The 26,894-nt window shown below is 73.5% G+C and carries 20 protein-coding genes and 1 pseudogene; 15 read left to right on the forward strand and 6 right to left on the reverse strand.

The window, feature by feature from the left end:
* Window positions 1-101 precede the first annotated feature (101 nt).
* The 10 genes and pseudogenes from ACFRFC_RS07970 (at window position 102) to ACFRFC_RS08015 (ending at window position 11,006) form a co-directional block, all read left to right on the forward strand.
* Complete coding sequence (locus ACFRFC_RS07970) at window positions 102-1,001, forward strand: glutathione S-transferase C-terminal domain-containing protein (protein WP_382687187.1); 900 nt, start codon at window positions 102-104, stop codon at window positions 999-1,001.
* A gap of 223 nt (window positions 1,002-1,224) precedes the next feature.
* Window positions 1,225-1,374 (forward strand): hypothetical protein, encoded by a 150-nt coding sequence (locus ACFRFC_RS07975; RefSeq protein ID WP_382687189.1) that lies wholly within the window; start codon window positions 1,225-1,227, stop codon window positions 1,372-1,374.
* A 198-nt stretch (window positions 1,375-1,572) separates the two neighbouring features.
* A complete protein-coding gene (locus ACFRFC_RS07980) occupies window positions 1,573-2,565 on the forward strand; it encodes an amino acid ABC transporter permease (RefSeq protein ID WP_382687192.1) in 993 nt (330 codons plus the stop codon).
* Window positions 2,562-3,512, forward strand: coding sequence for an amino acid ABC transporter ATP-binding protein (locus ACFRFC_RS07985; protein WP_382687195.1), 951 nt, complete (start codon window positions 2,562-2,564; stop codon window positions 3,510-3,512). The genes ACFRFC_RS07980 and ACFRFC_RS07985 overlap by 4 nt, the downstream gene beginning before the upstream one ends.
* 137 nt (window positions 3,513-3,649) lie before the next feature.
* On the forward strand, window positions 3,650-4,669 hold the full coding sequence (locus tag ACFRFC_RS07990) for a transporter substrate-binding domain-containing protein (protein ID WP_382687198.1): 1,020 nt from the start codon (window positions 3,650-3,652) through the stop codon (window positions 4,667-4,669).
* A 62-nt stretch (window positions 4,670-4,731) separates the two neighbouring features.
* Entirely contained in the window at window positions 4,732-5,544 is an 813-nt protein-coding gene (locus ACFRFC_RS07995) for a GNAT family N-acetyltransferase (protein WP_382687201.1), read from the forward strand.
* 438 nt (window positions 5,545-5,982) lie between these two features.
* Window positions 5,983-7,194, forward strand: a complete 1,212-nt coding sequence (locus ACFRFC_RS08000) for an LLM class flavin-dependent oxidoreductase (protein WP_382687204.1) — start codon at window positions 5,983-5,985, stop codon at window positions 7,192-7,194.
* A 19-nt stretch (window positions 7,195-7,213) separates the two neighbouring features.
* Window positions 7,214-8,569: pseudogene (locus ACFRFC_RS08005) on the forward strand (NtaA/DmoA family FMN-dependent monooxygenase); the annotation flags it as partial.
* A 104-nt stretch (window positions 8,570-8,673) separates the two neighbouring features.
* Entirely contained in the window at window positions 8,674-9,867 is a 1,194-nt protein-coding gene (locus tag ACFRFC_RS08010) for an LLM class flavin-dependent oxidoreductase (RefSeq protein ID WP_382687206.1), read from the forward strand.
* An 11-nt stretch (window positions 9,868-9,878) separates the two neighbouring features.
* A complete protein-coding gene (locus ACFRFC_RS08015) occupies window positions 9,879-11,006 on the forward strand; it encodes an LLM class flavin-dependent oxidoreductase (protein WP_382687208.1) in 1,128 nt (375 codons plus the stop codon).
* Between the two features lie 133 nt (window positions 11,007-11,139).
* Here ACFRFC_RS08015 and ACFRFC_RS08020 read toward each other — a convergent pair whose 3' ends face one another.
* Entirely contained in the window at window positions 11,140-12,225 is a 1,086-nt protein-coding gene (locus tag ACFRFC_RS08020) for a M12 family metallopeptidase (RefSeq protein ID WP_382687211.1), read from the reverse strand.
* A gap of 95 nt (window positions 12,226-12,320) precedes the next feature.
* Between ACFRFC_RS08020 and ACFRFC_RS08025 the strand changes: the two genes are divergently transcribed.
* Window positions 12,321-14,579: a LuxR C-terminal-related transcriptional regulator gene (locus ACFRFC_RS08025; RefSeq protein ID WP_382687214.1), complete on the forward strand. Its 2,259-nt coding sequence runs from the start codon at window positions 12,321-12,323 to the stop codon at window positions 14,577-14,579.
* A 1,114-nt stretch (window positions 14,580-15,693) separates the two neighbouring features.
* Here ACFRFC_RS08025 and ACFRFC_RS08030 read toward each other — a convergent pair.
* Window positions 15,694-18,297 (reverse strand): CHAT domain-containing protein, encoded by a 2,604-nt coding sequence (locus ACFRFC_RS08030; protein WP_382687217.1) that lies wholly within the window; start codon window positions 18,295-18,297, stop codon window positions 15,694-15,696.
* Between the two features lie 109 nt (window positions 18,298-18,406).
* On the opposite strand from ACFRFC_RS08030, the gene ACFRFC_RS08035 reads away from it, so the two are divergent.
* Genes ACFRFC_RS08035 through ACFRFC_RS08045 form a run of 3 tightly spaced genes read left to right on the forward strand, consistent with a single transcriptional unit; the run spans window position 18,407 to window position 21,038 of the window.
* Window positions 18,407-19,846 (forward strand): S8/S53 family peptidase, encoded by a 1,440-nt coding sequence (locus tag ACFRFC_RS08035; protein WP_382687220.1) that lies wholly within the window; start codon window positions 18,407-18,409, stop codon window positions 19,844-19,846.
* Window positions 19,847-19,851: 5 nt separating this feature from the next.
* Complete coding sequence (locus ACFRFC_RS08040) at window positions 19,852-20,511, forward strand: RNA polymerase sigma factor (RefSeq protein ID WP_382687222.1); 660 nt, start codon at window positions 19,852-19,854, stop codon at window positions 20,509-20,511.
* A gap of 29 nt (window positions 20,512-20,540) precedes the next feature.
* Window positions 20,541-21,038: a hypothetical protein gene (locus tag ACFRFC_RS08045; RefSeq protein ID WP_382687482.1), complete on the forward strand. Its 498-nt coding sequence runs from the start codon at window positions 20,541-20,543 to the stop codon at window positions 21,036-21,038.
* Between the two features lie 30 nt (window positions 21,039-21,068).
* Here ACFRFC_RS08045 and ACFRFC_RS08050 read toward each other — a convergent pair whose 3' ends face one another.
* Both ACFRFC_RS08050 and ACFRFC_RS08055 read right to left on the reverse strand, forming a co-directional pair.
* On the reverse strand, window positions 21,069-22,292 hold the full coding sequence (locus tag ACFRFC_RS08050) for a cytochrome P450 (RefSeq protein WP_382687224.1): 1,224 nt from the start codon (window positions 22,290-22,292) through the stop codon (window positions 21,069-21,071).
* A gap of 502 nt (window positions 22,293-22,794) precedes the next feature.
* On the reverse strand, window positions 22,795-23,595 hold the full coding sequence (locus ACFRFC_RS08055; protein ID WP_382687226.1) for an N-formylglutamate amidohydrolase: 801 nt from the start codon (window positions 23,593-23,595) through the stop codon (window positions 22,795-22,797).
* Between the two features lie 93 nt (window positions 23,596-23,688).
* On the opposite strand from ACFRFC_RS08055, the gene ACFRFC_RS08060 reads away from it, so the two are divergent.
* Window positions 23,689-24,030 carry a DUF5713 family protein gene (locus ACFRFC_RS08060; protein ID WP_382687229.1) on the forward strand — a complete coding sequence of 114 codons (342 nt, stop codon included), beginning with the start codon at window positions 23,689-23,691 and terminating at the stop codon, window positions 24,028-24,030.
* Between the two features lie 35 nt (window positions 24,031-24,065).
* Here ACFRFC_RS08060 and ACFRFC_RS08065 read toward each other — a convergent pair whose 3' ends face one another.
* Both ACFRFC_RS08065 and ACFRFC_RS08070 read right to left on the reverse strand, forming a co-directional pair.
* A complete protein-coding gene (locus ACFRFC_RS08065) occupies window positions 24,066-25,211 on the reverse strand; it encodes a homoserine O-acetyltransferase (RefSeq protein WP_382687484.1) in 1,146 nt (381 codons plus the stop codon).
* Complete coding sequence (locus ACFRFC_RS08070) at window positions 25,208-26,575, reverse strand: bifunctional o-acetylhomoserine/o-acetylserine sulfhydrylase (protein ID WP_382687232.1); 1,368 nt, start codon at window positions 26,573-26,575, stop codon at window positions 25,208-25,210. Before ACFRFC_RS08070 ends, ACFRFC_RS08065 begins: the two co-directional genes overlap by 4 nt.
* Between the last annotated feature and the right edge of the window lie 319 nt (window positions 26,576-26,894).

Below are 26,894 nucleotides of genomic sequence, written 5' to 3' on the forward strand. Positions count from 1 at the left end.
TCACCCAAATTCCCTCCACTTCCCCCCATTCGCTCCTCTTTGTTCCCGCTCGTGTCCCGTCCGCCGCGCGGACCTCCGCGTGCCTGATCCCGGGGAGACCCATGACCGTCACACCGCCCGCCCCCCTGCGCATCGCCACACCCGGCACCCCCGCCTTCCGGGGCCGCATCGGCAGTGACGCCCGCAGCGGGCACTACGCCGTCCCGCGCCGCTACCGCCTCCATCTGTGCACGGCCGACCCCGACGGGCTGCGGATCGCCGTCACCCACACCCTGCTCGGCCTCGGTGACAGCTGTCCGGTCTCCCTGCTGCCCGCCGTCCCCGACTGTCCCGGCGGCGGTCACGCCGCCCTGCGCCCGCTCTACGAGGCCACCGCACACCGCTACACCGGGCCCGCCCTGGCGCCCGTACTCGCCGACGACTGGTCCGGCCGGATCGTCAGCGGGCACGCCCCCGACATCGTCCGCGACCTCGCCCGGCACTTCGGCGCGGACCGCCCCGACCTCTTCCCGCGCGAACTGGACGCCGGAATAGCGGAGGTCGAGCGGCTGTGCGCCGAGCGGATCGAGGCCTCCGCCCAGGACGCGGGCCGGGCCGGCGCCGACGACCAGGAGCGGGCGGTGGCCGTGGAGAGCCTGCTCGACGCGCTCGCGCGCCTGGAGCGGCGGCTCACCGCACAGCCGTATCTGATGGGCGACCAGCTCACCGCCGCCGACGTGGTGGTGTGGGTCACCCTGGTGCAGCTCGACATCGTCCACCGGCACCACCTCGACGCCGCCGTGGTGCACCGCATCGCCGAGCATCCCGCGGTGTGGGACTTCGCCCGCCGGCTGACCGCCCACCCGGCCTTCGCCGCGCATCTCGACCTCGACGGCATCTCCCGCCGCCATCAGGCCCACTGCCGGGGCCTGGAGGCCGCCGGAGCCGCCGTCCAGATCCTGGACTGGGCCGCCCACGCGGCGGACGCTGACAGCGCCCGGGTACGGGCCGACCGGCCCTGATACCGTCCCACACCGTGGACCGGCATTGACATATGCCCGGCCCGCGCCCTTAACTTTCGGGCACCCACCTCGATTTCGGACACCAGTATGAATCCGAAGTCGAGGTGAGTCGGCGCGTCCGGCCTCCGGGCCGAGGCGTGACCCCACACCACGACGGACCCTTTCCGGGACCGGGACGACAACGGGCCCCTTCACGGGGCCGGGACGAAAAAGGACGACCGACATGCGCGCAGCGACCTGGACGGCCGTACGCCGCTCCGCCGGCCGCGTCCGCCCGCGCGCCGACCGTCTCGTCGCCGACCGTGCCGTCGATCTGCTCCGCGTCAGCAGCGCACTGTGTACCGCACCGGGCCGAGCCCGCTGCCGGGGCTGACCACCACCCCGCGACCACACCCCGGCCCCGCACCCGACGCACACCCCTTCCCGGTGTGCCGTCCCCGCCCGCGCCCCCGGTCCAGTGCCTCCCGCGCTTCCCCGCCCGTAACCGCCGTGCCGCACCGGCCCGCCGACGCGACGTGGTGACGCGCGGCCCGCCGTGGCCCCGGGGCCTCCCTCCCAGCCGGAGTCCACGATGAGTGAACCCCCAGGCGCCGGTGTGTCCCTCGCCGAGGCGAAGTCCACGCCGCAACCCGCCGAACCCCCCTCACCACCCCTCACCGCCCAGCGGATCCAGCCGCTGCGCCGGCCCGGACGCTGGATCGCCACCGCGATCGTCCTCGTCCTGGCCGCCCAGTTCCTCCACGGGCTGGCGACCAATCCGTTCTACCAATGGGATCGCTTCGGCTACTGGTTCCTGCGCCCCACCATCCTCGACGGACTCCTGATCACCCTCGAAGTCACCGCCTACAGCGCGGTGTTCGGGCTCCTCGGCGGCATCGTGCTCGCCCTCGCCCGGCTCTCCAGGAGCCCGGTACTGCGCGCCGTCAGCTGGACCTATATCTGGGCCTTCCGCTCCATCCCGCTGATCGTCGTACTCCTCTTCCTCTACAACTTCAGCGCCCTTTACCAGAGTCTCAGCCTCGGCGTCCCCTTCGGGCCCGCCTTCTTCACCTTCGACGAGTCCCAGCTCGGCACCGACATGGTCGTCGCCATCATCGGCCTCAGCCTCAACGAGGCCGCCTACGCCGCCGAGGTCGTCCGTGGCGGCATCCTCTCCGTCGACCAGGGCCAGCACGAGGCCGCCTCCGCACTCGGCCTGCCCAAGCGCTACCAGTTCCTGCGGATCACCTTCCCGCAGGCCCTGCGCTCCATCACACCGAACTACGTCAACCAGCTGATCGGCCTGATCAAGGCCACCTCGCTGGTCTTCTACGTCTCACTGCTCGACCTGTTCGGCACCGCCCAGACCATGGGCGCCACCTACCCCGGCGACATCGTCCCGCTGCTGATGGTCGTCACCGTCTGGTACCTGATCCTGACCAGCGTCGTCTCCGTCATCCAGTACTACGTCGAGCGGTACTACGCCCGGGGCGCCACCCGCACCCTGCCGCCGACTCCGCTGCAACGCCTCCGCGCGGGCCTGCGCGAGGTACGCGAACGTGCCCGCAGGGAGACCGCCGTATGACCGCCGAGACCGCGAGTGCCGCGAGCCTGACGTCCAAGTCCGCCGAGTCCGCCAAGTCCGCCGAGTCCGCCAAGTTGTCCAAGTCCGCCCAGGCGTCCGGGGCTGACGGGACGTCCGAGACTGACCGGACGTCCGAGACCTCCGCGGCCGAGGGGACCGCCCCCGCCCTCGACGCCCTCGCCGTCGAGCCCGCCGCCGTCCAGGTGCACGGTGTGCACAAGTGGTACGGCTCGCACCGCGTCCTCGACGGGATCGATCTGACCGTGCGGCCCGGCGAGGTCACGGCGATCCTCGGCCCGTCCGGCTCCGGCAAGTCCACGCTGCTGCGGGCCATCAACCACCTGGAGAAGCCCGACATCGGGTACGTCAGCGTCAACGGCGAGCCCATCGGCGTACGCCGGCAGGGCGAGCGGCTGAAGGAGCTGAGCGAGCGGGCCATCCTCATCCAGCGGCGGCGGATCGGCTTCGTCTTCCAGAACTTCAATCTCTTCCCGCATCTCACCGCGCTGGAGAACGTGGCCGCCGCGCCCGTCGCCACCGGCCGGCTGGCCAAGGTGGCGGCCGACGAGCTGGCGCGGTCGGTACTGGACCGGGTGGGGCTCGGAGACAAGGCGGGCGCCTATCCGCGGCAGCTGTCCGGCGGGCAGCAGCAGCGCGTGGCCATCGCCCGCGCCCTTGCCCTGCGGCCCGGCGTGATCCTCTTCGACGAGCCGACCTCCGCCCTCGACCCCGAACTCGTCGGCGAAGTGCTCGCCGTGATCAAGGACCTGGCCACCAGCGGCACCACCCTGGTCGTCGTCACCCACGAGATCGGCTTCGCCCGCGAGGTCGCCGACCGCGTCGTCTTCATGGACGCCGGCCGGATCGTCGAACAGGGGTCGCCCGCCGAGGTCCTGGACAACCCGCGCAACGAACGCACCAAGGACTTCCTCAGCAAGGTGCTGTGAAGCGGCGAGGTGCGGTGAAGACGCCTATGTCGACGCCCCTACCAACGACGTTCATCAGCGAATTCCGCCGAGTCCGCAAATTCCACCGACTCCACCGACTCCAGCGAACCCACCGAAGACGAAGACAAGGAACAGCCATGTCCACGACCTTCTCGCGCCGCCAACTCCTGCGTGGCATCACCGCCGTGAGCGCCTTCGCCGCGCTCGGTACCACCCTCGCCGCCTGCGGCGGGGAGAGCGACGCCGCCGCCACCACCTCGCCGGCCGGCACGGTCACCGTGGGCCAACTGTCCAACGGGGCCGCCCAGGAGACCAGCATCGAGGTCGCCGAGGTGGCCTCCATCAGCGCCCTGCTGCCCGCCGCCATCAAGGAGAAGGGCACGCTGATCATCGGGTCCGGCACCCTGCCGTCCGGGTCGCCGCCGCTCGGCTACATAGGCGACGACCAGAAGACCCTCACCGGCTCCGAGCCCGACTTCGCCCGGCTGATCGCCACCGTCCTCGGCCTCGAACCCGAACTGTCCCCCTCCACCTGGGAGAACATGTTCATCGGCCTGGACGGCGGCAAGGTCGACGTGGCCATCTCCAACGTCACCGTGACCGAGGAGCGCAAGCAGAAGTACGAGTTCGCCAGCTACCGCAAGGACGACCTCGCCTTCGAGGTGGACGAGGGCAGCGACTGGACCTTCGACGGCGACTACCGCGCCCTGGCCGGCAAGACGGTCAGCGTCGGCAGCGGCACCAACCAGGAGAAGATCCTGCTGGAGTGGAAGGACAAGCTGGCCGAGGAGGGCGAGGACCTCACCGTCAAGTACTACCAGGACAACAACAGCCTCTATCTGGCCCTGTCCAGCGGCAAGATCGACGCCTACCTCGGCCCCAGCCCGAACCTCGCCTACCACACCACCGAGACCGCCGGTACGCCTCAGGCGACCCGGATCGCGGGGAACTTCTCCGGCGCCGGGGAGACCCTCCAGGGCTTGATCGCCGCAGCCGCGAAGAAGGGCAGCGGCCTCGCCGAGCCGATCGCCGCCGCGATCAACTACCTGATCGAGAACGGTCAGTACGACCAGTGGCTCAAGGCGTGGAACCTGTCCTCCGAGGCCGTCGAGAAGTCCGAGATCGACCCGCCCGGCCTGCCCCTGACCAACTCCTGAGCAACCCCTGACCCCCCTCGCCAGCCTCTGAGCACCGCCGGAACCGGAAAGGCTTCGCCTCCGTGGCACACCAGACCCATGTCCGCGGAGGCGGAGCCCCGCCCCCGCCCCCGCCCCGTGAGCCCCATGAGCCTCATGGACCCGTTGGACCCCATGGCCCCGCTGGACCCACGCCCGATGAGCGCCTGCTCGACAGCGCCGTGTGGGCCGCGCTGACCGGCCCGCACACGCATCTCGCCGAGCGGTACGGACAGGCCGCCCGCTATCAGGCCGACATCTACGCCTTCGCCGCGCTCGCCGACTCCCGGGACCCCGCCGCCTGGGCCGACCTGCACACCCTCGCCGGACCTGGTGCGGTGGTGGCGACGAAGGGGGTCGACCTGGTGCCCGACGGCTGGGAGATCGTCGGCGGCGGGGAGGGCGTCCAGCTCGTGGACACCGGGCTGCGCGCCGAACCCGCCCCCGAGGCGGTCCGGCTCGGGCCCGGGGACGTCCCCGAGATCCTGGACCTGGTCGGCCGCACCCGCCCCGGCCCGTTTCTGCGCCGGACCATCGACATGGGCACTTACCTCGGCATCCGGGACCGGGGCCAACTCATCGCCATGGCGGGCGAACGGCTGCGGCTGCCCGGCTGGACGGAGATCAGCGCGGTCTGCACCGACCCCGGCCACCGCGGGCGGGGGCTGGCGACCCGGCTCGTCCGGGCGGTCGCCGCCGGAATCCGCGAGCGCGGGGAGACCCCGTTCCTGCACGCCGCCGCCGACAACACGGAGGCGATCCGGCTGTACGAGTCGATCGGCTTCACCCTGCGTCGCCGCTCGGTCATCCAACGGGTGCGCGTTCCGGGAACACCCGTCCGGGCAGGGACGTTGTGACTTTTGACGAGATGGACCAGGCGCCCGGGGCGCCCGACCCGAGGACGGAGGAGGCCGACGTGACGCACATATGCCACGCCGTGCACCTGACCTCGCGGCACCACATAGACCTCAAGCGCGTGGCCACCGCGCTCTGTCGCCGCTGATGCCTTCCCTCGGCTCACTTCCCTCGGCTCACTTCGCCCGGCTGACATCGCTCGGTTGACATCGCGCGGTCCCGCAAGCCCGCTCCACCCGCACGGCCCGCGCTCAGCCCCGCACACCCTGCCCTCCCCCCGTTCCTCCCGCTCTCCCCGCTCTCCCGGTTCTCCCGGCTCCTCCAGCTCCCGGCTCCTCCCGCTCTCCCGGCATTCCGGCTTTCGGACCGGCAGGCCCCGCGCCGCGCACTGCCCACCCGGCGGCCCGCACCGTCGTCACCCTCAAGGAAGGCACCGCCCCGTGTCCTCAGTACCCCCCTCCTTCCCGCATCTCGCCGTCGCCCTGGACGGCACCGGCTGGCATCCCGCGTCCTGGCGGGAGCCGGTGGCCCGCCCCCGGGACCTGTTCACCGCCGGCTACTGGGCCGACCTGGTGACGGAGGCCGAGCGCGGACTGCTCGACTTCGTCACCATCGAGGACGGCCTGGGTCCCCAGTCCAGCCACTTCCTCGACCCGGACGAACGCACCGACCAGGTGCGCGGCCGGCTCGACGCGGTGCTCATCGCCTCCCGGGTGGCCCCGCTGACCCGCCACATAGGACTGGTGCCGACGGTGGTCACCACCCACACCGAGCCCTTCCACCTCTCCAAGGCCATCGCCACCCTGGACTACGTCAGCACCGGCCGCGCCGGACTGCGCGCCCAGCTCACGGCCCGCCCGGGCGAGGCCGCCCACTTCGGCCGCCGTACGATCCGCCGGATCGACGACTACCCCAGCCCGTCCGCGCTGGACGTCGTCACCGACCTCTTCGACGAGGCGGCCGACTATGTGGAGGTGCTGCGCCGGCTCTGGGACAGCTGGGAGGACGACGCCGAGATCCGGGACGCCGCCACGGGCCGCTTCATCGACCGCGACAAGCTCCACTACATCGACTTCGAGGGCAGGCACTTCAGCGTCAAGGGCCCCTCCATCACCCCCCGGCCGCCGCAGGGCCAGCCGATCGTCAGCACCCTCGCCCACGACACCATCCCGTACCGCCTGGTGGGCCGCGCCGCCGACATCGGCTACATCACCCCGCACGACACGGCCCAGGCCCGGTCGATCGTCGCCACCATCCGCGCCGAGCAGGAAGCCGCCGGACGCGCCGCCGAGCCCGTGCATGTCTTCGCCGACCTGCTGGTCTTCCTGGACGACGACGAGGCGACCGCGCGGGCCCGCCGGGACCGGCTCGACACCCTCGCGGGAGAGCCGTACACGAGTGATGCGCTGATCTTCACCGGTACGGCCGCCCAGCTCGCCGATCTGCTCCAGGAGTGGCAGGGCGCCGGGCTGACCGGTTTCCGGCTGCGCCCCGCCGTCGCCGGGCACGACCTCCCCGCGATCACCCGCGACCTGGTGCCCGAACTCCAGCGCCGCAGCGCCTTCCGCACCGCCTACGAGGCCGACACCCTGCGCGGACTGCTGGGCCTGGCCCGCCCCGCCAACCGCTACGCCGCCGCCGCGACCGTCTGAGCCGGAGGAACACCCGACCATGAGCAAGCCGCAGAAGCAGATCCATCTGGCCGCCCACTTCCCCGGCGTCAACAACACCACCGTATGGAGCGATCCGCGCGGCGGAAGCCATATCGAGTTCAGCTCCTTCGCGCACTTCGCGCGGACCGCCGAGCGCGCCAAATTCGACTTCCTGTTCCTCGCCGAGGGCCTGCGCCTGCGCGAACAGGGCGGGAAGATCTACGACCTGGATGTCGTCGGCCGCCCGGACACCTTCACCGTGCTCACCGCGCTCGCCGCCGTCACCGAGCGTCTCGGCCTGACCGGCACCATCAACTCCACCTTCAACGAGCCCTACGAGGTGGCCCGCCAGTTCGCCAGCCTCGACCACCTCTCGGCGGGCCGCGCCGCGTGGAACGTGGTCACCTCCTGGGACGCCTTCACCGGCGAGAATTTCCGCCGAGGCGGCTTCCTGCCCCAGGAGGAGCGCTACTCGCGGGCGAGGGAGTTCCTCGCCACGGCCCATGAGCTGTTCGACTCCTGGCGCGGGGACGAGATCCTCGCCGACCAGGACACCGGGGCCTTCCTACGGGACGCCAAGGCGGGCGCCTTCGTCCACGAGGGGCAGCACTTCGACATCCACGGACAGTTCAATGTCCCGCGCTCCCCGCAGGGCCGCCCGGTGATCTTCCAGGCCGGGGACTCCGAGGAGGGCCGCGAGTTCGCCGCCTCGGGCGCGGACGCCATCTTCAGCCGGCACGCCACCCTGGAGGCGGGCCAGGCGTTCTACACCGACGTCAAGTCCCGGCTGCCCAAGTACGGCCGCCGCGCCGACCAGCTGCTGATCCTGCCCGCCGCCAGCTTCGTCCTCGGCGACACCGACGCGGAGGCGGAGGAACTGGCCAAGGAGGTCCGCCGCCAGCAGGTCAGCGGCGCCACCGCCCTCAAGCACCTGGAGTGGGTGTGGAACCGGGACCTGTCCGCGTACGACCCCGAAGGGCCGCTGCCCGACGTGGACCCGCTGCCCGGTGAGCACACGGTCTCCCGGGGCCGGGCCCAGGTGCGTATGTACCGCGACCCGCAGGAGACCGCCCGCGAGTGGCGGCAGCTGGCCGAGGCCAACAACTGGTCGATCCGCGATCTGGTCATCGAGACGGGCAACCGGCAGAGCTTCATCGGCTCCCCCGCGACGGTCGCCGCGACCATCAACGACCATGTGCAGGCCGACGCCTCGGACGGCTTCATCCTCGTCCCGCACATCACACCGGGCGGCCTGGACGCGTTCGCGGACAGCGTGGTGCCGCTGCTCCAGGAGCGCGGGGTGTTCCGCACCGAGTACGAGGGGACGACCCTGCGGCATCACCTCGGCCTCGACCACCCCGACGAGATCCGGGACGAGAGCGAGACAGGGAGCGAAGCAGGGAGCGAGACAGAGAGCGAGACAGGGGACGAGGTGCGCGGTGACGCTCGCGGGAGCGCTGCCGGTGTACGGGCGGCGTCGTGAGGTTCCTCGCGATCACGCTGATCGTGCATCGCCCGCACCCGGTCACCGGAGTGTGGACCTCCACCCACGACCGCTTCCGGGAGGTGCTGGACAACGCGCAGCTTGCCGAGGAACTCGGCTTCGACGGCTTCGGGGTGGGGGAGCGGCACGAGCGGCCGTTCCTCTCCTCCGCGCCCACCGTCGTACTCAGCCATATCGCCGCGCTCACCCGGCGCATCCGGCTCTTCACCGCCGTCACCACCCTCAGCCTGCTCGACCCGGTCCGCGCCTACGAGGACTACGCGACCCTCGACCATCTGTCCCAGGGCCGCCTTGAGCTGATCATCGGCAAGGGCAACGGCACCGCCCAGCGCGAGCTGTTCCAGGTCACTCCCGAGGACCAGTGGGAGCGCAACGCCGAGAGCTACGAGGTCTTCCGGCGCATCTGGCGGCAGGACAAGGTGACCGCCCGCACCCGCTTCCGCCCACCGCTGACCGACGCCGAGGTCTGGCCCCGCCCCCATCAGCAACCCATCCGGGTCTGGCACGGCAGCGCCACCAGCAAGGAGTCCGTGGAGCTGGCCGCCCGCTACGGCGACCCGCTGTTCTCGGCGAACGTCACCCACCCCATCGAGCCGTACGCCGAGCTGATCCGCCACTACCGCGAGCGCTGGGAGCACCACGGCCATGACCCGGCGGACATCGCCGTCGGCGCCGGTTCGGCCGGCCTCCTGGTCGCCCCCACCTCACAGGAGGCGCTCGCCGCGTACCGGCCGATCTTCGAGTCCAACCTCGCCTTCGCGAAGCAGGCCGGGCTACCGGTCGTCTTCGAGACGCTGGAGGACTTCGCCGAGCGCAGTTCGGCGCTGATCGGCAGCCCCCAGCAGGTCATCGACAAGGTGCACCGCTACCACGAGCAGTTCGGCCATACCGTCCTGCACACTCCGGCGGACGCCGGCGGCCTGACCATCGCCCAGCACCGCGATTCGCTGGAACTGTTCCAGTCGGCGGTGGCGCCGGTACTGCGTACGGCGATCCCGGACCCGCCGTTCGGGTGGGGGCCGGTGGTGTCCGCGACCACCGAACACTCGACTACCGAACCCGCGACCACCCACCCCGCCCCCACCCACCCCGTTCCCACCCACCCCGCCCCGACTCACACCGCCCCGACTCACACCGCCACCACCCACCCCGCCACCACCGGACCCTGAGGAGCCGCCCCATGTCCGACACCCCCCTCGGCGTCCTCGACCTGGTGCCGGTCTCCTCCGGGTCGAGCGCCCCGGACGCCCTGCGCAACTCCATCGACCTCGCCCGGCGGACCGAGGCGGCCGGCTACGCCCGGTACTGGTTCGCCGAGCACCACCTCAACCCGGGCGTCGCGGGCACCTCCCCGGCGGTGCTGCTGGCCCTGACCGCCGCCGCGACCTCCACCATCCGGATCGGCTCGGGAGCCGTCCAGTTGGGGCACCGCACGGCGCTGTCCACGGTGGAGGAGTTCGGCCTGATCGACGCCCTGCACCCCGGCCGGCTCGACCTCGGCCTCGGCCGCTCCGGCGGACGCCCGCCCGCCGACCCCGCCGGACCCGCGCCGACGGCGACCCCGGTGGTCGACGGCCGCGCCCCGGGCGGCCTGCTGATCCCGCCCCGCTTCTCCTACGCCCATCTGCTCGACTCACCCCGGGTCGCCCTGCACCAGCGGCTGCTGCATCTGCCGGGCGCCCAGGCGCAGGACTACGCCGAGCAGATCGACGACATCCTCGCCCTGCTCGCGGGCGGCTACCGCTCCCCGGACGGCATCGAGGCCCACGCCGTCCCGGGCGAGGGCGCCGACGTCCAGGTGTGGATCCTGGGCAGCAGCGGGGGCCAGAGCGCGGAGACGGCGGGCGCCCGGGGACTGCGCTTCGCCGCCAACTACCACGTCAGCCCGGGCACGGTCCTGGAGGCCGTGGACGGCTACCGGGCCTATTTCCAGCCCTCGGACGTCCTGGACAAGCCCTATGTCAGCGTCTCCGCCGATGTCGTCGTGGCCGAGGACGACGAGACCGCGCGCGAACGGGCCGCCGGGTACGGGCCGTGGGTGCGCAGCATCCGCACCGCCGAGGGCGCGATCGAGTACCCGACCCCGGCCGAGGCCCGCGCCCTTCCGTGGGGCGAGGCGGACCGGGCGCTGGTACGGGACCGGGTGGACACCCAGTTCGTGGGATCACCGGGGCGGGTCGCCGACCGGCTGGAGCAGCTCCAGGAGGCCACGGGCGCCGATGAGCTGCTGATCACGACGATCACACACGATCATGGGGACCGGGTGCGGTCGTACGAGTTGCTGGCGGGGGAGTGGGCGCGCAGATGACCGGCGCCGTCCCGTAGCGAACGCGTGGCGTGGCCGCGCGGACGTCGCCCTCCCCCGAAGGCGGCGTCCGCGCGACCGTTTCCCCCGGCGCCGGACAGTGGTCCAGCCGTCCGCGTGAGGCCGTCGCGTGCTCTCACCAGCACATGACCGCCGTCTCGCCCGAACCCCAGCCGGAGTACAGGCGCACGCGGACGAAATAGCGGCGGCCCCTGACCAGACGGGCCTTGACCGTGGCGTTGTGCGGGGTGCCGCCGTCGTCGTCACCGGCGACAAAGCGCGGTTCCCCGTCCCGTTCCTCGAAGACGACGGCCACGGCGTCGCCGTCCCCGAACACCCCGACCGTGTACTCACGGGTCTGCGCGGGCTCGATCCGGAAGTCCGCCTGCTCGCCCGGCCCGAGCCTGAGCGGCGCCGAGCGGAACGGCACGAGTTCCTCGGGCAGCCCGGTGCCGGCCGGCGGATACCAGCGCAGCACGAACTCCTTGTCCAGCGGCGACAGCGTGCCCGGTGGGTGCACGCCCGCCCGGAACTGCTCGGGCTCCAGGATCAGCCCCGACGGGAACGGATACTCCATGATCGACTGCGGATCCCACACCGAGCCGTTGACCTCGTCGCGGTCCAGCTTGCGCAGGATGTTGTGGAAGGTGGTGTCCCGGTCCCAGTGGTTGGGCGGTCCCGCCAGCTCGGCGTAGACCGCCTCGTCGTCCCAGTGGATCCCGGCGAACGGGCTCTGGTGCTCGTGCAGCATCCCGAGCGCGTGCCCGATCTCGTGCAGCGCGGTGGTGTGCTCGCCGGACGGCGTGAGGTCCCAGCCGAAGTTCACCGTCCGCTCGTTCTGACCGAGGCGCAGCGCGTCGCGGCCGACCGTGGACCAGGAGCCGTCGCCGAGCTGGAACCCGATCCTCAGCTCAGCCTCCGAGCGGTCGTCGACCTCGGCGAAGGACAGCCCGATGCCGAGCCCCTGCCACTGGGCGAAGCAGTCGCGCACCACGGCCCGCTGCTGCTCGGCGCCCACCCAGGACACCCGCCGGGTCTCCCCGGTCCCCGGAACCGGGATGACGGAGGCGTCCGTCTCACCGTCGAAGAAGTAGTAGTGCAGGACCGTGCCGTTGACCCACTTCGCCCGCCCGTCGATGAGCGCGCTGAGCCGCTCGGCGGCCAGCCCCGGCGCGAAGGCGGGGGCCGGCTGCTGCGGGAGCGAGCAGTAGCGACCGGTCATGCGCCCAGCGTGCCGTCCGCGCGGCCGGAACCGCCTGAGTCGAGGTCTACTCAAGTCGCCGTGTATCAGAACTGAGTACGGGTGCTCATGACACCGTGACGACTTATGAACGGGATGCGCGAACCCTGGAACTGCCCTGGCCGTTCACCGGCCGGGAGGAGGAACTGGCGCTGGTCCGCCGGTCCTTGACGGCCGGACGGCACGGCATCGTGGTGACGGGTCCGGCCGGTTGCGGCAAGACCCGGCTCGCCGTGGAGGCCGTGCGCGGCACCGATTGCGCCAAGGTCGCCGGGACGCCCGGCACCCACCGCATCCCGTTCGCCGCCTTCGCGCATCTGCTGCCCGAGTCGGTGTCCCTGCACCGCGCGGTCCAACTCCTCTCCGGCGTGCGGCTGCTGCTGGTCGACGACGCGCATCTCCTGGACGACGCCTCCGCCGCCCTCGTCCACCATCTGGCCACGCACGGCCGGACCCGGCTGGTCGTCGTCGCCCGGGACGGCGAACCGATGCCCGGTGCCGTCTCCCGTCTGTGGACCGGCGAGGTGCTGCCCCGCCTCGCCCTGGAGGCCCTCCCCGACGACGACATGGCCCACCTCCTCGCGGCCGGCGCCGGGGGCCGGTTCGAACCGCTCACCGTGAACCGGCTGCGCCGGCTGTGCGGGGGCGATCTGCGACTGCTGCGCGACCTGTCCGGCGCACTCGCCGGCCCGGGCCTGCTCACGCCCGTCCCCGGCACGGCCACCGTCGCCTGGCGCGGACCCGTCCCGCTCACCGAGACGGTCCGGCTGCGCGCCGCCCCGGTCCTCGCCCGGGTCGTCCCCGCCGAACGCGAGACCCTCGACCGCCTCGCCTTCGCCGAACCCCTCGCCCCCGACCTCCACACATTCGACCTGCCGACGCTCGAACGCCTGGAATCCGACGGCCTGATCGCCATCGACGCGGCGGGCACGGTCCGGCTCGCCCGCGCGCTGTACGGCCCGGTGCTGCGCGCCGCCGCCGGCACCCTGCGCACCCGCCGCCTCGCCCGCACCCCCGACGACTGCGCCCAGGCCCTCAAGTCCGAGGCCGTGGCCCTGGAGGACCGCATCGAGGAGGCCGACGTACGGACCTTCCCGACCCCGGTGGGGGATTGGCTGATGGAGGAGACCGGCACCGTACCCGCCGACTACGCGGCGATCCGCGCCCGCCACGCCCGCCTGCGCGGCGCCCTCCGGGAAGCGTCGGCCTGGGCACGCGAGGGCCTGCGCACCTCCCCGGACGACGCTCTGTGCCGCACCGAACTGGCCCTCGGCGCGGCCCAGTCGGCCGAGCCCGAGACGGTGGAAGCGGCGATGTCCGGCCACCCCCACCCCCCACGCCGGCTCACGGCCTGGCTCGCGGCGGCACGGGGCGACACGGAGGGCGCGTCGGTGGTGCTGGGCGGGGGCGCGGGGGCTGGACGCAGCGGGGGTACGCGGGTCGTGCCGGGTGGCGCCGGGGAGTGTGTGGATGCGCGGTTCGTGCCGGGTGAGGCTGCGCGGGGTGGAGTGCCCGAGGGGGCGCGGGCCGTGGGAGGACAGGGGGTGCGAGCCGTGGGAGACCTCGGGGTGCGGGCCGTGGCTGGTGAGGGACTGTCATCCGTACGGGATGAGGTGGCATGGGGCCCGCCGGGCACGCCCCCGCGAACCACGCCGACGGACCCCGCCTGGACCGTCGCGCTCCCGGGCGCGCGAGCCACGACGGACGGGGCCCGTTCCGTGGAGGCTCAGGGCGCACGGGCGGGGCTGGGTGAGGGCGTCCAGCCCCCGGCCCCGACCCCGGTCGGCGACCCCCCGCAGTCCGCCGCCGAACACCCCTACGCCGAGCGGGCCGCGTACAGCGAGGCGTACGACGCCGTACGCCTCGGTGTCGCGGAGCGGGCCGTCGGGGTGCTCCCGCCCGGGAGCCCGTTCGCCCGGCACGCGGAGGCGCTGGCGCGGGCCGACGGGCCCGCCCTGGACCGGGCGGCGGCGCTGCTGGAGGCGCGGGGCTTCCTGCTGTTCGCGGCGGAGGCACACGCGCAGGCCGTCGCCGTGCACCGGGACCCGAGCGCCGCGCGGCTGTCCCGAACCCGCGCCATCACCCTCGCACGCCGTTGTCAGGGCGCCCGCACCCCGGCCCTGTCCGGCCTGGCCCTCGGCGAACTCACCGCCCGCCAGCGGCAGATCGTCACACTGGCGGCGGCGGGCCTGAGCAACCGGCAGATCGCCGAGCGCCTCACCCTGTCCGTCCGGACCGTCGGCAACCACCTCTACAGCGCGTACACCCGCCTGGGCGCGAGCGACCGCAGCGAGCTGACGTGCCTGATCGACCTACCGGACGCGGCGTCGGCGTGAGCGGCGGCGCCGTGCCCGTGCCGTGCCGTGAGGGGGGAGGACGCGCCGGGACGTCGTAGCGAGGGCCGACGGGACCGCCGTAGGCGCCGATCTGGCCTCCCGGGGCGATCGGCAGCGCGCCGACCCCGATACCAACGGCCGGACCTCCGGCGCCATCGGCTTGAGGCGGCCACCGCTTGCGGCCCCGGTGACGGCCTGGCTTGCGCTGTCCGGCGATGGCCCGACCTACGCCGAGCCCGGCGCCAACGTGGCTTGCGCTGCTGGGCGGCGGCCGGGTTCGGTGACGGCCCGGCCCTACGCCGTGCTGGCCTGCGTGTCCCCGGCGGTGGTCTGACCTACGCCGCGTCGGCCAATGCTGCCTCCACGGAGGCACGACCTGCGCCGCGCTGGAGCTGGCGTGCTTGTGCTGCCTGGCGGCCTACGCCGAGCCCAGCACCAGCGCGGCTTGCGCTGGCTGGCGGCGGACTGCCTGCGCGGCAGGACGGCCTACGTCGTGCCGACGAAGGCGTCCCCAACGGTGGTCCATCCGCTGCCTTCCGGGCGGCAGTCCGGCCGACGCCGCACTCCCTGCGCCGATCCGTCCGCGGCCAAGTCCACGCCGGGCCGATCAACGCCGAGCCCGGCGCCAGCCTGCCCCGCGCTGCACGGCTTCGGCCCGATCTACGCTGCCCAGTCGCCAGCAGGACCTGCGCTGCTCTGCTGCTATCCGCTCCGACGGCGGCCCCGGCGTACACCGTGCCGACCGGCGCGTCCCGGGCGTCGGCCCAACCTGAGCGTCCCGGCAGCGGCTTGACCGGAGTTGCTCCCCGATGCCGCCCCTGCGGTGGCCGACCCACGCCACCCCGATCCACGCCATCCCGGCCTACGTCACTCCGATCCACGCCACCCCGGGCCTACTCCACCCCGCCCCGCGCCACCCCGAGCCTGCTCCACCCCGGTGTTCAGCCCGGCCCGCCGTCCACCTCCCGCAGCCCCCACGCAGCCCGGCCCACGCCGTCCCGAGCAGCACCACGCTGCCTCACGCCGACCCACGCCGACCCACGCCACCTCACCCCCGCCCCCCGGCGGCACCCCGGCCCCCCCCGGCGATACGCCCCACCCCACCCCACCCCACCTACGCCGCCCCGAACGCCGAGAACGCCCACCCCGTTGCCTGGTGGGTCGCGTCGTCCGGGAGGGAGGCTCGGGCGTCTCGGAGGGATTCTGCGAGGGAGAGGCCCGCGTCGATGCCTTTGTGGAGGGCGAGCATCAGGGGGACCACGGCGGCGTCGTTGACGGGGGCGCTGCACGCGACCACGCCCGCCGTGCCGTGCGGGAGGAGGGCGGTGACCAGGCCCAGGAGTTCGTCGGCGCCGACGGACGCGAAGCGGGCGGTGTCGCAGCAGGAGAGGATGATCCGGTAGGGGCTGCGGGCCAGGCGTTCGAAGTCATGGACGATCAGCGGGCCGTCGGACATGCCCAGGGACGAGAACAGCGGGCTGTCCGCGCGGAACGTGCCGTGCGCGGCGATGTGCGCGAGCGCCGCCCCGTCGAGTTCCTCCAGAACACGCGGCACGCGCGCGTGGTCGCCCTCCAGGACGACCGGCGCGGCATAGCGCTGGGCGAGTTCGGGGACCTCGGCGCCCTCGGTGGCGAGCCCGGGACCGCGTACCAGGACGTGCCGGCCGCCGGGCGGGGGCGCGGTCTCGTGGGCCCGCAGCCAACTGCCCGCCGACGGCGACACATTCACCACTCGCTCGCGCAGCGAGGGCAGCAGCGCCCAGGGCACGCGGTGCAGCCGGCCGGGCGGTACGACCACGACCGGGCCGCCGCCCAGCTGGGCCGCCGCCGGGCCCAGGAGCAGCTCCTCAAGGCGCCGGCCCATGGCCTCCACCAGCGGAAGGCGGGCCTCCGCGCCGGGATGGGCCAGGCGCCGCAGCCCCGCCTGTATGTGCTCCGCCTCCAGTTCGGCCTCGGCGAGCAGCCCCGCCGAGAAGCGCCGCACCCGGCCGTCCGCGCACAGCAGCACCTGCACCCGGCCGTCGACCACGGCCAGTTCCACCAGCCGGGTCGACCCGAGCCGGGCCAGCAGCCGGCCCACGTCGAAGCGGTGGCCGCCGCCCGGGGTCTCACCGCGCAGATGCAGGGTGCGGGAGCGGATCGCCTTCTCCAGCCGCCGCTGCTCACGCTCCAGCGCAGGCACCGGACGCCGCTCACGGCGGGCGTCCTCCGCGCGGGCGGCGATCTCCCGGAAAGCGGTGAGGTCGCCGAGGAGTTCCGGGTCGGCGGGCGGCCGGGTCGGCGGGGTGCTCAGCGCGGTCGCCCGCCACCGCTCGCTCCACTCCAGCAGCCGCCGTGGCCCGCCCTGTGCGAGGCTCGCGCCCTGCGCCAGCGCCGCCAGCTCCGCACCCTGCTCGGTGGCACGCGCCCGCAGCTCCGAGGCGCCCAGCGTCATCCGATGGTCGTCCAGGACGTTCAGCCCCCGTCGGCACGCCTCCAGCACGCCCCGCCGGGAACCGGCCGCCTCCGCCCGCAGCGCCTGCGCCGCCCAGCCCGTCAGCCGGGCCAGCGGCGGCCCGCTGTGCCTGCTGCGGGCGGCCAGCGCCAGATGCCGTTCCGCGTCCGCGCGCCAGCCCAGCCGCAGCGCGATCCGGCCCGCCAGCAGCGATGCCTCCGGCGCGGCCGGCGCCCCGAACGAGGCCAGCCGGTCGGCCACCGCCGCCGCGTCCGCGACCATCCGGCCCGAACCCCGCCCGGTCGCCACCCGCGACTCGATCAGCACCAGCCGCGCGTGCGTCTCCCACCAGCCGCGCCGCTGCGCCGCGAACAGCCGCACCGCGAGCGCCGCCCGCGCGATCGCCGTGTGCGGATCCCCGGCGAGCCGCGCCGCGCGGGCGGCCGTCAGCAAAAGCTCCGCCTTGCGCGTGGACTGCCCGCCGATCCCGTCCAGCTGCGCGATCGCCGTGTCCGCCTCCGACAGCGCCTCCGGCGCGAGACCGGCCGCCATCAGCACCTCGCAGCGCCGCACGATCAGCTGGAAGATCGGCGTGCCCAGCTTGCCGTACCGCTCCTCCGCCTCCGCGAGCAGCCGCAGCGCCACCGGCACATCCCCGGACCGGAACGCGGCGAGCCCCCGGCTCTCCACCGCGTCCGCCTTGTCGTGCTCCTGGCCGGTGATCTCCCACAGCGCCTCGGCCGCCGCGAAGTCCTGGTCCGCGCGCTCCACCGCGCCCAGCGCCAGATGCACGGTCGCGCGCAGCGTCAGCGCCCGCGCCGTCCAGATCACGTCGTCCGCCTGCCGCAGCACGGGGATCGCCCGCCGTACGTCCTCCAGCGCCGCCCTGTGATGCCCCAGCACCCACCCCGCGTACGCCCGCCGGAACAGCACCCGCGCGCGCGTGTGCCCGGTGCCGCGCGCCACCCCCCGCTCCAGCGCCTCCTGGCCCTGCCGGGTCTGGCCCGCGTGGATCAGCGCCACGCCGAGCGTGCCGAGCACGTCCGCCTCGCGGTCCGGCGAGTCCGCGCGCACCGCGTAGTCCCGGGCGCGCCGCAGATGACGCAGGGCGAGTTTAGTGTCGCCGAAGTCCCGCTGCCAGATACCGATCACCTGATGGGCCACCGAGGCGTGCAACGGGGGCGCCGGGCTGTCCAGCACCAGGCGGGCCCGCGTAAGGGCGTCGTTCGGCGCGGCGAACACCATGGGCAGCAGTTCGAGCACCGTGTCGCTTCCGGCTGTCACCCCAGGGATGGTAGTGCGAGCGGAACCAGGTCACACCAGTTTGGGTCTGTATCAATCGACCGCCCCCCGGCTCTGATTGACGACCGACGCCTCATTGGGAGGACACGCCATGGCACCACAGCGATTCCGCGAGCAGTTCGATCAGATCCAGCGGGCGCTTTCCGACGTACCCCTGGCGATGGGCCCGGACGACTCCGCCGAGTTCATCTACGAGAAGGGAGTCGTCCTCGCGCGGGACGGCGAGGAGGCCCTCGCCGTCGAGGACGCCGTCCGCGCGCACTTCACCGCGACCGAGGGCCTGCTCCCGGAGAACGTGCGCCGGGCGAGCCCGCAGACCAACCGCTCCGGCATCACCCGCATCCAGGTCGGCGACCCGGTCGACGGCGGCCGGGCCGCCGACCAGAACGTGGCCGGGGCGCTGCGCGCGATGCGCACCGCCGAGGGCCGCGCCGGGCGCCGCCTGGTCAGCCGCAACCACGTCGTGCACATCGCGCCGGTCAACTGCTGCCCCGGCGACGAGCCCGTGCCCGCCCAGCAGGACCCGCAGCCCAACCCGGCCGCCGCGCGGACGCCGTACGACGCGCGGAGCGCCGTACGCGTCCTGGTGATCGACAACGGGCTGACGCACGACTACCGCTCCTACCCGCCGCTCGCCCGCACCGAGGGCGACGCGCACGCGCAGGAGACCGACGCCGACGGGCTGCTGAAGCTGTACATCGGCCACGGCACGTTCATCGCGGGCCTGGTCGCCGCCGTCGCCCCCAACACGGACATCACCGTGCGCAACACGCTCAGCGACGTCGGCGCCATCCTGGAGTCCGAGTTCGGCGACAAGCTCTTCGAGGCGGTCGACGAGAGCGGCTGGCCCGACATCCTCAGCCTGTCCGCCGGCACCTCCAACGGCCGCCTCGACGGGCTGCTGGGCCTGGAGAACTTCATGCGCGAGCTGCGCGAGCAGCCCACGCTCCTGGTCGCCGCCGCCGGCAACAACGGCAGCGCCACGCCCTTCTGGCCCGCCGCCTACGCCACCCGCCCCGACTTCGAGGAGGCGGTGGTCTCGGTCGGCGCGCTGCGCAGCGACGGCGAGTTCGGCGCCTGCTTCAGCAATCACGGCCCCTGGGTCAGCGTCTTCGCCCCCGGCGAGCGCGTCACCAGCGCCCTGACGGGCTTCGGGACGCCGGTGCCGTACGTGTACCGGCACTCGACGTACGACGACTGCCGCTACGGCTTCTCCTACGGTTGCACCTGCACCCACCCGGGCCACACCGGAGTCCTCAGCGACGACGGGGAGGACAGCGTCGGCAAGGCGGATCAGGTGATGTTCGAGGGCCTCGCGCAGTGGAGCGGCACCTCCTTCGCGACGCCCGTCGTCGCCGGTCTGGTCGCCGCCCACATGACGGCGAGTGGCGAACGCGACCCGCGCGCGGCGGCCCGTCAACTCCTCGAACTCAACACGGAGTTGGCCGAGGTGCGCGGCGGCCATGTGCCCGCGCTGCTGCCGCCCACCTGGCAGTCCGTACCGGTCGCGCACCCGGCCCCGCCGGCATGAGCACCATGCTGAACGCAGGATTCCGCGCGTGTACCGGAACCACCCCCGTCACGGCGTACGATGACAGGCCGTACACGAGGGGTGGGTCCGTGGAACGTGCAGAGATCGGCGCGCTCGTACAGTCCGCCGTCGACGGCGACGCGGCGGCCTGGAAAGCGCTGGTGGAGGGTTTGAGCCCGCTGGTGTGGTCGGTTGCGCGCGCACACCGGCTGTCCGACGCGGACGCGCACGAGGTCTACCAGACGGTGTGGTTCCGCTTCGCCCAGAACCTGGGGCGGATCCGGGAGCCGCAGAAGGCCGGATCATGGCTGGCGAGCACCGCGCGGCACGAAAGCCTGAAGGTCATCAAGAGCCTGCGCCGGCTGACACCGACCGACGACCCGATCCTGCTGGACCGGGTCAGCGAGGAGCCCACGCCCGAGGAGTCACTGCTCGACGCCGAGGAGGCCGCCGCCCAGAGCGAGCGGGTCCGCAGGGTGTGGCAGGAGTTCGAGGGACTGGGCGAGCGCTGCCGGCAGCTGCTGCGCGTGCTCATGGCCTCGCCGCCGCCCAGCTATCAGGAGGTGTCGGCCGCGCTCGACATCGCGGTGGGCAGCATCGGGCCCCTGCGCCAGCGCTGTCTGCGCCGCCTGCGGGCCCGACTCGACGCACGGGGAGCATCGTGAACCGCAACGACAACGACGGCAACGCCGGTATCCCCGGCGGGGCCGGGGACTTCGGGGGCGACGAGGCCCTCGAAGCGCACATCGGGGAATTCGACACCAGCCCGCTGGAGGCGGAACTGCGGCGGGCCGCGGCCGTCCTGGACCCGGTCCCGCCCGAGCTGCGCCGGCTCGCGGTCGACGCGTTCATACTGCACGACCTGGACGCCCGGATCGCCGAGCTGACCTTCGACTCCCTGGTCGACGCCATCCCCGTCCGGGGGGTGACGGACCCGCCCCGGATGCTGACCTTCCGTACCGGCGAGCTGACCGTGGACGTGGAGGTGACCGCGCACGGCCTGATGGGGCAGGTGCTGCCGCCCCAGCCCGCCCGGATCGAGGTGCTCGGCGGCCCGCAGCTGTCCACGCCGGACGTGCTGACCGCCGACGCCATGGGCCGCTTCACCAGCGAGGCCCCGCCGATCGGCCCGTTCGCCCTGCGGCTGCGGACCGGGGCGGAGGTGGTCGTGACGGAGTGGCTGCGGGCCTGAGCGGGCGGTGAGGACGGGGGACGCTGCCGCTCACCAGGTGCACGGCAGCGTCCGCGGCCCCCTGATCATCGTCTTCTTCCGCCACTCCACCTGGTCCGCCGGGACCGCGAGCCGCAGTCCCGGCAGCCGCTCCAGCAGCGTCCCCAGCAGCAGCTCGGTCTGGAGCTTGGCCAGGATCGCGCCCGTGCAGTAGTGCGCCCCGTTGCCGAAGGCCAGATGCGGGTTGGTGGCCCGGTCGGGGTCGATCAGATCCGGGTCGGGGAACACGCTCGGGTCCCGGTTGGCGGCCAGGTACGACACATACACGGGATCCCCCGCGCGGATCAGCGTGCCGTGCAGTTCGACGTCCTCCCGCGCGATCCGGGCCAGCCCCACCGAGCTGCGGTGCGGGACGAAACGCAGCATCTCCTCGATCAGCGGCCCGCGCGCCGCCGCGTCCCGACGCATCCGCGCCATCAGCTCCGGCCGGGTCAGCAGCAGGAACAGCATCTGCCCGCAGTTGTGGGTGACCGCCTCCCCGCCGATCTGGAGCGGCCCGGCGAGCCCGATCGCCTCCTCCTCGGCCACCTCGCCCCGCGCCACCGCCGCGCCCAGCCGCGCGTACACGTCCTCGCCCCCGTCACCGGCGCGGGCCCGGATGGTGTCCGTGATCCAGCCGTACAGCCCCTGTTTGGCCCGCTCGGCGGACTCCGCGCCGCCGGACATGGAGATGATCCGCCGGGTCCAGGCGTGCACCTGCTCCCGGTCCGCCGCAGGTACCCCCATCACCTCACTGACCAGCGCGATCGGGAACGGCTCCAGCACCCGCTCGATCAGCTCGGCGGGCGGCCCGTCCCGTACGACCCCGTCCACCAGGCCGTCCAGCAGTTCCTGTGCCCGGGGCCGCAGCCGCTTCATCGCGGCGACGGTGAACGCCCCGGCCACCGCCTTGCGCAGCCGGTTGTGGTCCGGCTGGTCGGCGAAGGCGAGCGAACCCGGCCGGGGCTTGAAGTGCGGGGCCATCCGCGTCACCTGACGCCGGGTGACCTCCGCGCGTCCGAAGCGCGGGTCGTTGGTGATCGCCTTGACGTCCTCGTAGCGGGTGGCGAGCCAGGCCCAGCCCTCGCCGAACGGCAGCCGGATGCGGTGCAGCGGCCCCTCCCGCATGAGCCCGGCGAGCACCGGGTCGAACGCGGTGCCCTCCAGATCGGGCGTGGGCCAGTCCCGTACCGGCGGCAGGGCCTGTCCGGTCAGCGTGGTGGTGTCCTCGGTCATGCCCTCACCCTGGCCCGCCGGGGGCGGGCTGTCGCGCGGTAGTGCTCCAGGCGGAGGCATCGGCCATCGGGCGGGTCTGATCAGCGGCCACCGGGCGTGGCCTGACCACCGGGCATGGCGCCCGGTCTGACCACCGGCCATGGGACCCGGCCCGATCATCGGCCGCTTGGCCGGGCCCTGTCCGGCGGAGGCATCGGGCATCCGCCGGGCCTGGTCACCGGGATGCGGCGTCCGCCGGCTCCGACGGCGACGGGTGACCGGGCCGCCGGGCCGGGCCTGGTCACTGGCCGCCCGGGCCGGACCCGATCCGGCGGCGTCGCCGGCCACCCGCCGGCCCGGTCACCGGGACGCCGTCCGCCGGCGCCGACGGCGACAGGGCCAGGTCGGTGAGCGCCGCAGTTGCCGGGTCGCCCGGCTCTGTCGGGGCCGCCGGGCCGGGCCTGGTCACCGGCCGCCGGGCCGGGCCCGATCCGGCGGCGTCACCGGCCACCACCGGGCCCGGTCATCGGGACGCGGTCTCCACCAGCTCCGCCAGTGCCGAGGCCAGGTCCGGCAGTGTCGCCGTCGCCGGGCCGCCCGGTTCCGTCATGTACGTGTCGCGGCGGATCTCCACCATCAGCGCGCTCACCCGGGGGTCGCTCCCGTAGTACGTGAGGGGTACGTACGTCCCGGCGAACGGGCTGTCCAGCCCCGTCTCCCCGCACCGCGCGAACGCCGCGCGGGCCGCCGCCCGTAGCTCGGGCGGGGTGTGGAAGGCGTCCGTGCCCAGGCACACCGGCGGGCGCGGTCCCTCGCCGTGCAGTTCGTAGGGGAGGGCGGCGGTGGGGTACGAGTGCACGTCGATGATCACGGCCCGTCCGGTGGCCGCCAGCCGGTCCGCGACGGCGTCCGTCACCGCCCGCGCGTAGGGGTGGAAGTACCGCTCGACCAGCGGGCCGGGATCGGTGCCCTCCGCCCGCAGTGCCTCCCGGTGGGTGGTCCGCGTGTATACGGCGCCCATGCCCACGGCGAGCATCTCCTCGCGCTCGTCCGGGAACCGCTCCGGGTCCACGACCAGCCGCGAGAGCCGGTTGACGAACCGCCACGGGGTGACCTTGGCCAGCGCGGCGGCCTCGGCGGCGATCCGGTCGGTGTGCGCGTCGGTGATGTGGTCCAGCTCCCGCGCGAGCGCCGCGTCGTCCAGGACGATCCCGGCGCGCACCTCGGGCGGGATCACGCGGGACGCGTGCGGGACGTGCAGCAGCACGGGGGAGCGGGCGGCGCCGGGCAGCAGCTCGAAGGAGGCGGGTGCGGGGTGGGGCATCGGGCGGCTCCGGGGCGTTGTCAGTGGCGTACGGCAAGATCGAGGACAGGGTGACGCACAAGGTGTCACCGCCACGAACGAGGGGGGAACCTCATGCCGATCACCGACGAGCGGGCCGCGGGCCGCGCCTTCCTGAAGCTGCTCTACGGCGACGACTACTACCCGGACCGGCTGGTGGACAAGGGCCGGGACATCCTGGTGCGGCTGTGCGAGCGCATCGAGGCGGAGCGGCCCGCCGACGTGGAGGCGTTCTATGCCCTCACCCATGCCGCGACCGAGGAGTTCAACACGCTCCAGGAGGAGTTCTGGGCGGCGGACAGCGAGATCGAGACGGTGGCGCGGGACGAGATAGCCATGGACTTCTGGTTCATCGCGGAGACGTACGGGTTCGAGGACGCCGACCTGGAGGAGGTGGTCGAGCCCCGGGACTGGTGAGTCCCGCGCGACACCGGATCCGCGCCCGGCGCACCTCAGCCCATCAGCTCCCGCACCAGCGCGCCCACCTGCCCGGTCTCGATCAGGAACCCGTCGTGCCCGTACGGCGACTCGATCACCCGGAGCCGGTCGGCGGACGGGATCAGCGCGGCCAGCTCCGACTGCTGGGCGAGCGGATACAGCCGGTCGGAGTCCACCCCGGCGACCAGTGTGCGGGCCGTGACCCGGCTCAGCGCCGCCCGAGTGCCGCCCCGGGCGCGGCCCACGTCGTGCGCGTTCATGGCCTCGGTCAGGGTGACGTAACTGCCCGCGTCGAAGCGGCGGATCAGCTTCCCGGCGTGGTGGTCGAGATACGACTCGACCTGGTACCGGCCGCCCCGCCACGGGTCCTCGGCGCCCTGTGGCCCACGGCCGAAGCGCAGGTGCAGCTCCGGTTCGCTGCGGTAGGTGACATGGGCGATCCGGCGGGCCAGACCGAGGCCGGTGTGCGGGCCGCGCCCGGTGCCGTGGTAGTCGCCGCCACGCCAGTCGGGGTCGGCGCGGACCGCCGTGAGCTGCGCGCCCGCCCACGCGATCTGCTCGGCACTGGCGGCGGCCGTCGTCGCGAGCAGCAGCAGCGCGCCCACCCGCCCGGGGTACGACACCGCCCACTCCACGGCCCGCATCCCGCCCATCGAGCCGCCGATCACCAGCGCCCACCGCGCGATGCCGAGCGCCCGCGCGAGCCCGGCCTCGGCGTTCACCTGGTCGCGTTGGGTCAGGAAGGGGAACGTGCCGCCCCAGGCGCGTGCGCTGTCCGGGCGCGGCGCGGACGGTCCCGTACTGCCCTGGCAGCCGCCCAGTACGTTCGGCGCGACCACGAACCAGCGGTCGGTGTCCAGGGCCAGCCCCGGCCCGATCAGCCCCTGCCACCAGCCGGGCGTGGGATGCCCCGGCCCGGCGGGACCGCTGACATGGCTGTCCCCGGTGAGGGCGTGCAGCACCAGCACGGCGTTCGAGGCGTCCGGGGCGAGGGTGCCCCAGATCTCGAACGCCAGCCGTACGCCAGGCAGCGCGCCGCCCGCCTCCAGCGGCAGCGGCCCACCCGGCCGGCGCCACCACTGGCGTCGGCCGGGTGGGTCCCCCTCCCGCCACCCCCCGGAGGCCGGGAGGGGGACCTCGGCGGTGGTCGTCGCGTTCAGGACGCGCCCTTGGCGGCGCGGAAGCCGGCCTCCAGATCCGCCTTCAGATCCGCGAGGTTCTCGATGCCGACGGACAGCCGCACCAGGCCCGGCGTGGTGCCGGTGGCCACGAGCTGGTCGGCGTCGAGCTGGCTGTGCGTGGTGGACGCCGGGTGGATGATCAGGCTGCGGACATCCCCGATGTTGGCGAGATGGCTGAACAGCTCGACCGCGTCCACGAACCGCTTGCCCGCCTCGATGCCGTCCCGCAGCTCGAAGGAGACGATCGCGCCCGCGCCGCGCGGCAGATACCTCTGCCCGGCCTCGTACCAGGTGCTGGACGGCAGGCCCGGATAGTGGACGGCGGCGACCTCGTCGCGCTGCTCCAGCCACTCGGCGAGCGCCTGGGCGTTGGCCGAGTGCCGCTCCAGGCGCAGGCTCAGCGTCTCCACGCCCTGGAGCAGCAGGAACGCGGAGTGCGGGGACAGGGCGGGGCCGAGGTCGCGCAGCAGCTGCACCCGCAGTTTGATCGCGAACGCGCCCGGGCCGAGGGCCGGCCAGTACTGGAGGCCGTGGTAGCTGGGGTCGGGCTCGGTGAAGTCCGGGAACCGGTCTGCGTGGGCGCCGAAGTCGAAGGTGCCGCCGTCCACGACCACCCCGGCGATCGTGGTGCCGTGACCGCCGAGGAACTTGGTCGCCGAGTGCACCACGACGTCCGCGCCGTGCTCGATCGGGCGCAGCAGGTACGGCGTCGGCACGGTGTTGTCCACGATCAGCGGGACGCCCGCCGCGTGGGCGACGTCCGCCACCGCCCGCACGTCGAGGACGTTGCCGCGCGGGTTGCCCAGTGTCTCGGCGAACAGCGCCTTGGTGTTCGGGCGGATCGCGGCCGACCATGCCTCGGTGTCGTCGGGGTCGTCCACGAACGACACCTCGATGCCGAACCGGGGGAGCGTGTGCCGCAGCAGGTTGTACGTGCCGCCGTACAGGGACGTACTCGACACGATGTGGTCGCCCGCGCCCGCCACTGTCAGGATCGCCAGGGTCTCCGCCGCCTGCCCCGAGGCCAGCGCGACCGCCGCCACGCCGCCCTCCAGCGCGGCGATCCGCTGCTCGAAGACGTCCTGGGTGGGGTTGTGGATACGGGTGTAGATGTTGCCGGGCTCGGCGAGCGAGAACAGGTCGGCCGCGTGCTGGGTGTCCCGGAACACGAAGGAGGTGGTCTGGTAGATCGGGGTGGCGCGGGCACCGGTCGTCGGGTCGGGCGCGGCCCCCGCGTGGACCTGCCGGGTCTCGAAGGACCAGGCCGAGGTGTCGGGCCCGGCGGCCACGTCCTCGGGGGTGTGACCGGCGGTGACGGAGTCGATGGGCTGGCTCGTCGTCATGGTGGTGCTCCTCGTGCGGCGGGAGAGCGGCGATCGGAGATACGGGATCCCAAACCTGGGACCCGGGGGATCCGCGACGAGACAAGCACGGGGAGGAAGACCCGCACAGGGGCCGCGCGCGCCCCGCAACGAACACGTCACACGACGTTACAAACGACACGCACGGGCAATGTTCGCGCAGCGGGGCGGGGCTTGGCGGCGCGGGTGCCCGCGACGCCCCCGGCCGGGGCCCGGTGAGGCCGGCGACCGCGACGCCCCCCGGGAGGTGTTCGCGATGTCCCCGAGGGCGTGGTGGCGCGGGTTACCCCGACGTCCTCAG

Source organism: Streptomyces sp. NPDC056734, assembly GCF_042790455.1.
Lineage (GTDB): Bacteria > Actinomycetota > Actinomycetes > Streptomycetales > Streptomycetaceae > Streptomyces.

Bases quoted from the DNA above. Each gene is read 5' to 3' on its own strand.
- ACFRFC_RS08055 (WP_382687226.1), bottom strand. From the start codon at position 23,595: ATGCCCCACCCCGCACCCGCCTCCTTCGAGCTGCTGCCCGGCGCCGCC.
- ACFRFC_RS08020 (WP_382687211.1), bottom strand. From the start codon at position 12,225: ATGACCGGTCGCTACTGCTCGCTCCCGCAGCAGCCGGCCCCCGCCTTC.
- ACFRFC_RS08040 (WP_382687222.1), top strand. From the start codon at position 19,852: ATGCTGAACGCAGGATTCCGCGCGTGTACCGGAACCACCCCCGTCACG.
- ACFRFC_RS07970 (WP_382687187.1), top strand. From the start codon at position 102: ATGACCGTCACACCGCCCGCCCCCCTGCGCATCGCCACACCCGGCACC.
- ACFRFC_RS07985 (WP_382687195.1), top strand. From the start codon at position 2,562: ATGACCGCCGAGACCGCGAGTGCCGCGAGCCTGACGTCCAAGTCCGCC.
- ACFRFC_RS08035 (WP_382687220.1), top strand. From the start codon at position 18,407: ATGGCACCACAGCGATTCCGCGAGCAGTTCGATCAGATCCAGCGGGCG.
- ACFRFC_RS08050 (WP_382687224.1), bottom strand. From the start codon at position 22,292: ATGACCGAGGACACCACCACGCTGACCGGACAGGCCCTGCCGCCGGTA.
- ACFRFC_RS07990 (WP_382687198.1), top strand. From the start codon at position 3,650: ATGTCCACGACCTTCTCGCGCCGCCAACTCCTGCGTGGCATCACCGCC.
- ACFRFC_RS07975 (WP_382687189.1), top strand. From the start codon at position 1,225: ATGCGCGCAGCGACCTGGACGGCCGTACGCCGCTCCGCCGGCCGCGTC.
- ACFRFC_RS08015 (WP_382687208.1), top strand. From the start codon at position 9,879: ATGTCCGACACCCCCCTCGGCGTCCTCGACCTGGTGCCGGTCTCCTCC.
- ACFRFC_RS08070 (WP_382687232.1), bottom strand. From the start codon at position 26,575: ATGACGACGAGCCAGCCCATCGACTCCGTCACCGCCGGTCACACCCCC.
- ACFRFC_RS08060 (WP_382687229.1), top strand. From the start codon at position 23,689: ATGCCGATCACCGACGAGCGGGCCGCGGGCCGCGCCTTCCTGAAGCTG.
- ACFRFC_RS07980 (WP_382687192.1), top strand. From the start codon at position 1,573: ATGAGTGAACCCCCAGGCGCCGGTGTGTCCCTCGCCGAGGCGAAGTCC.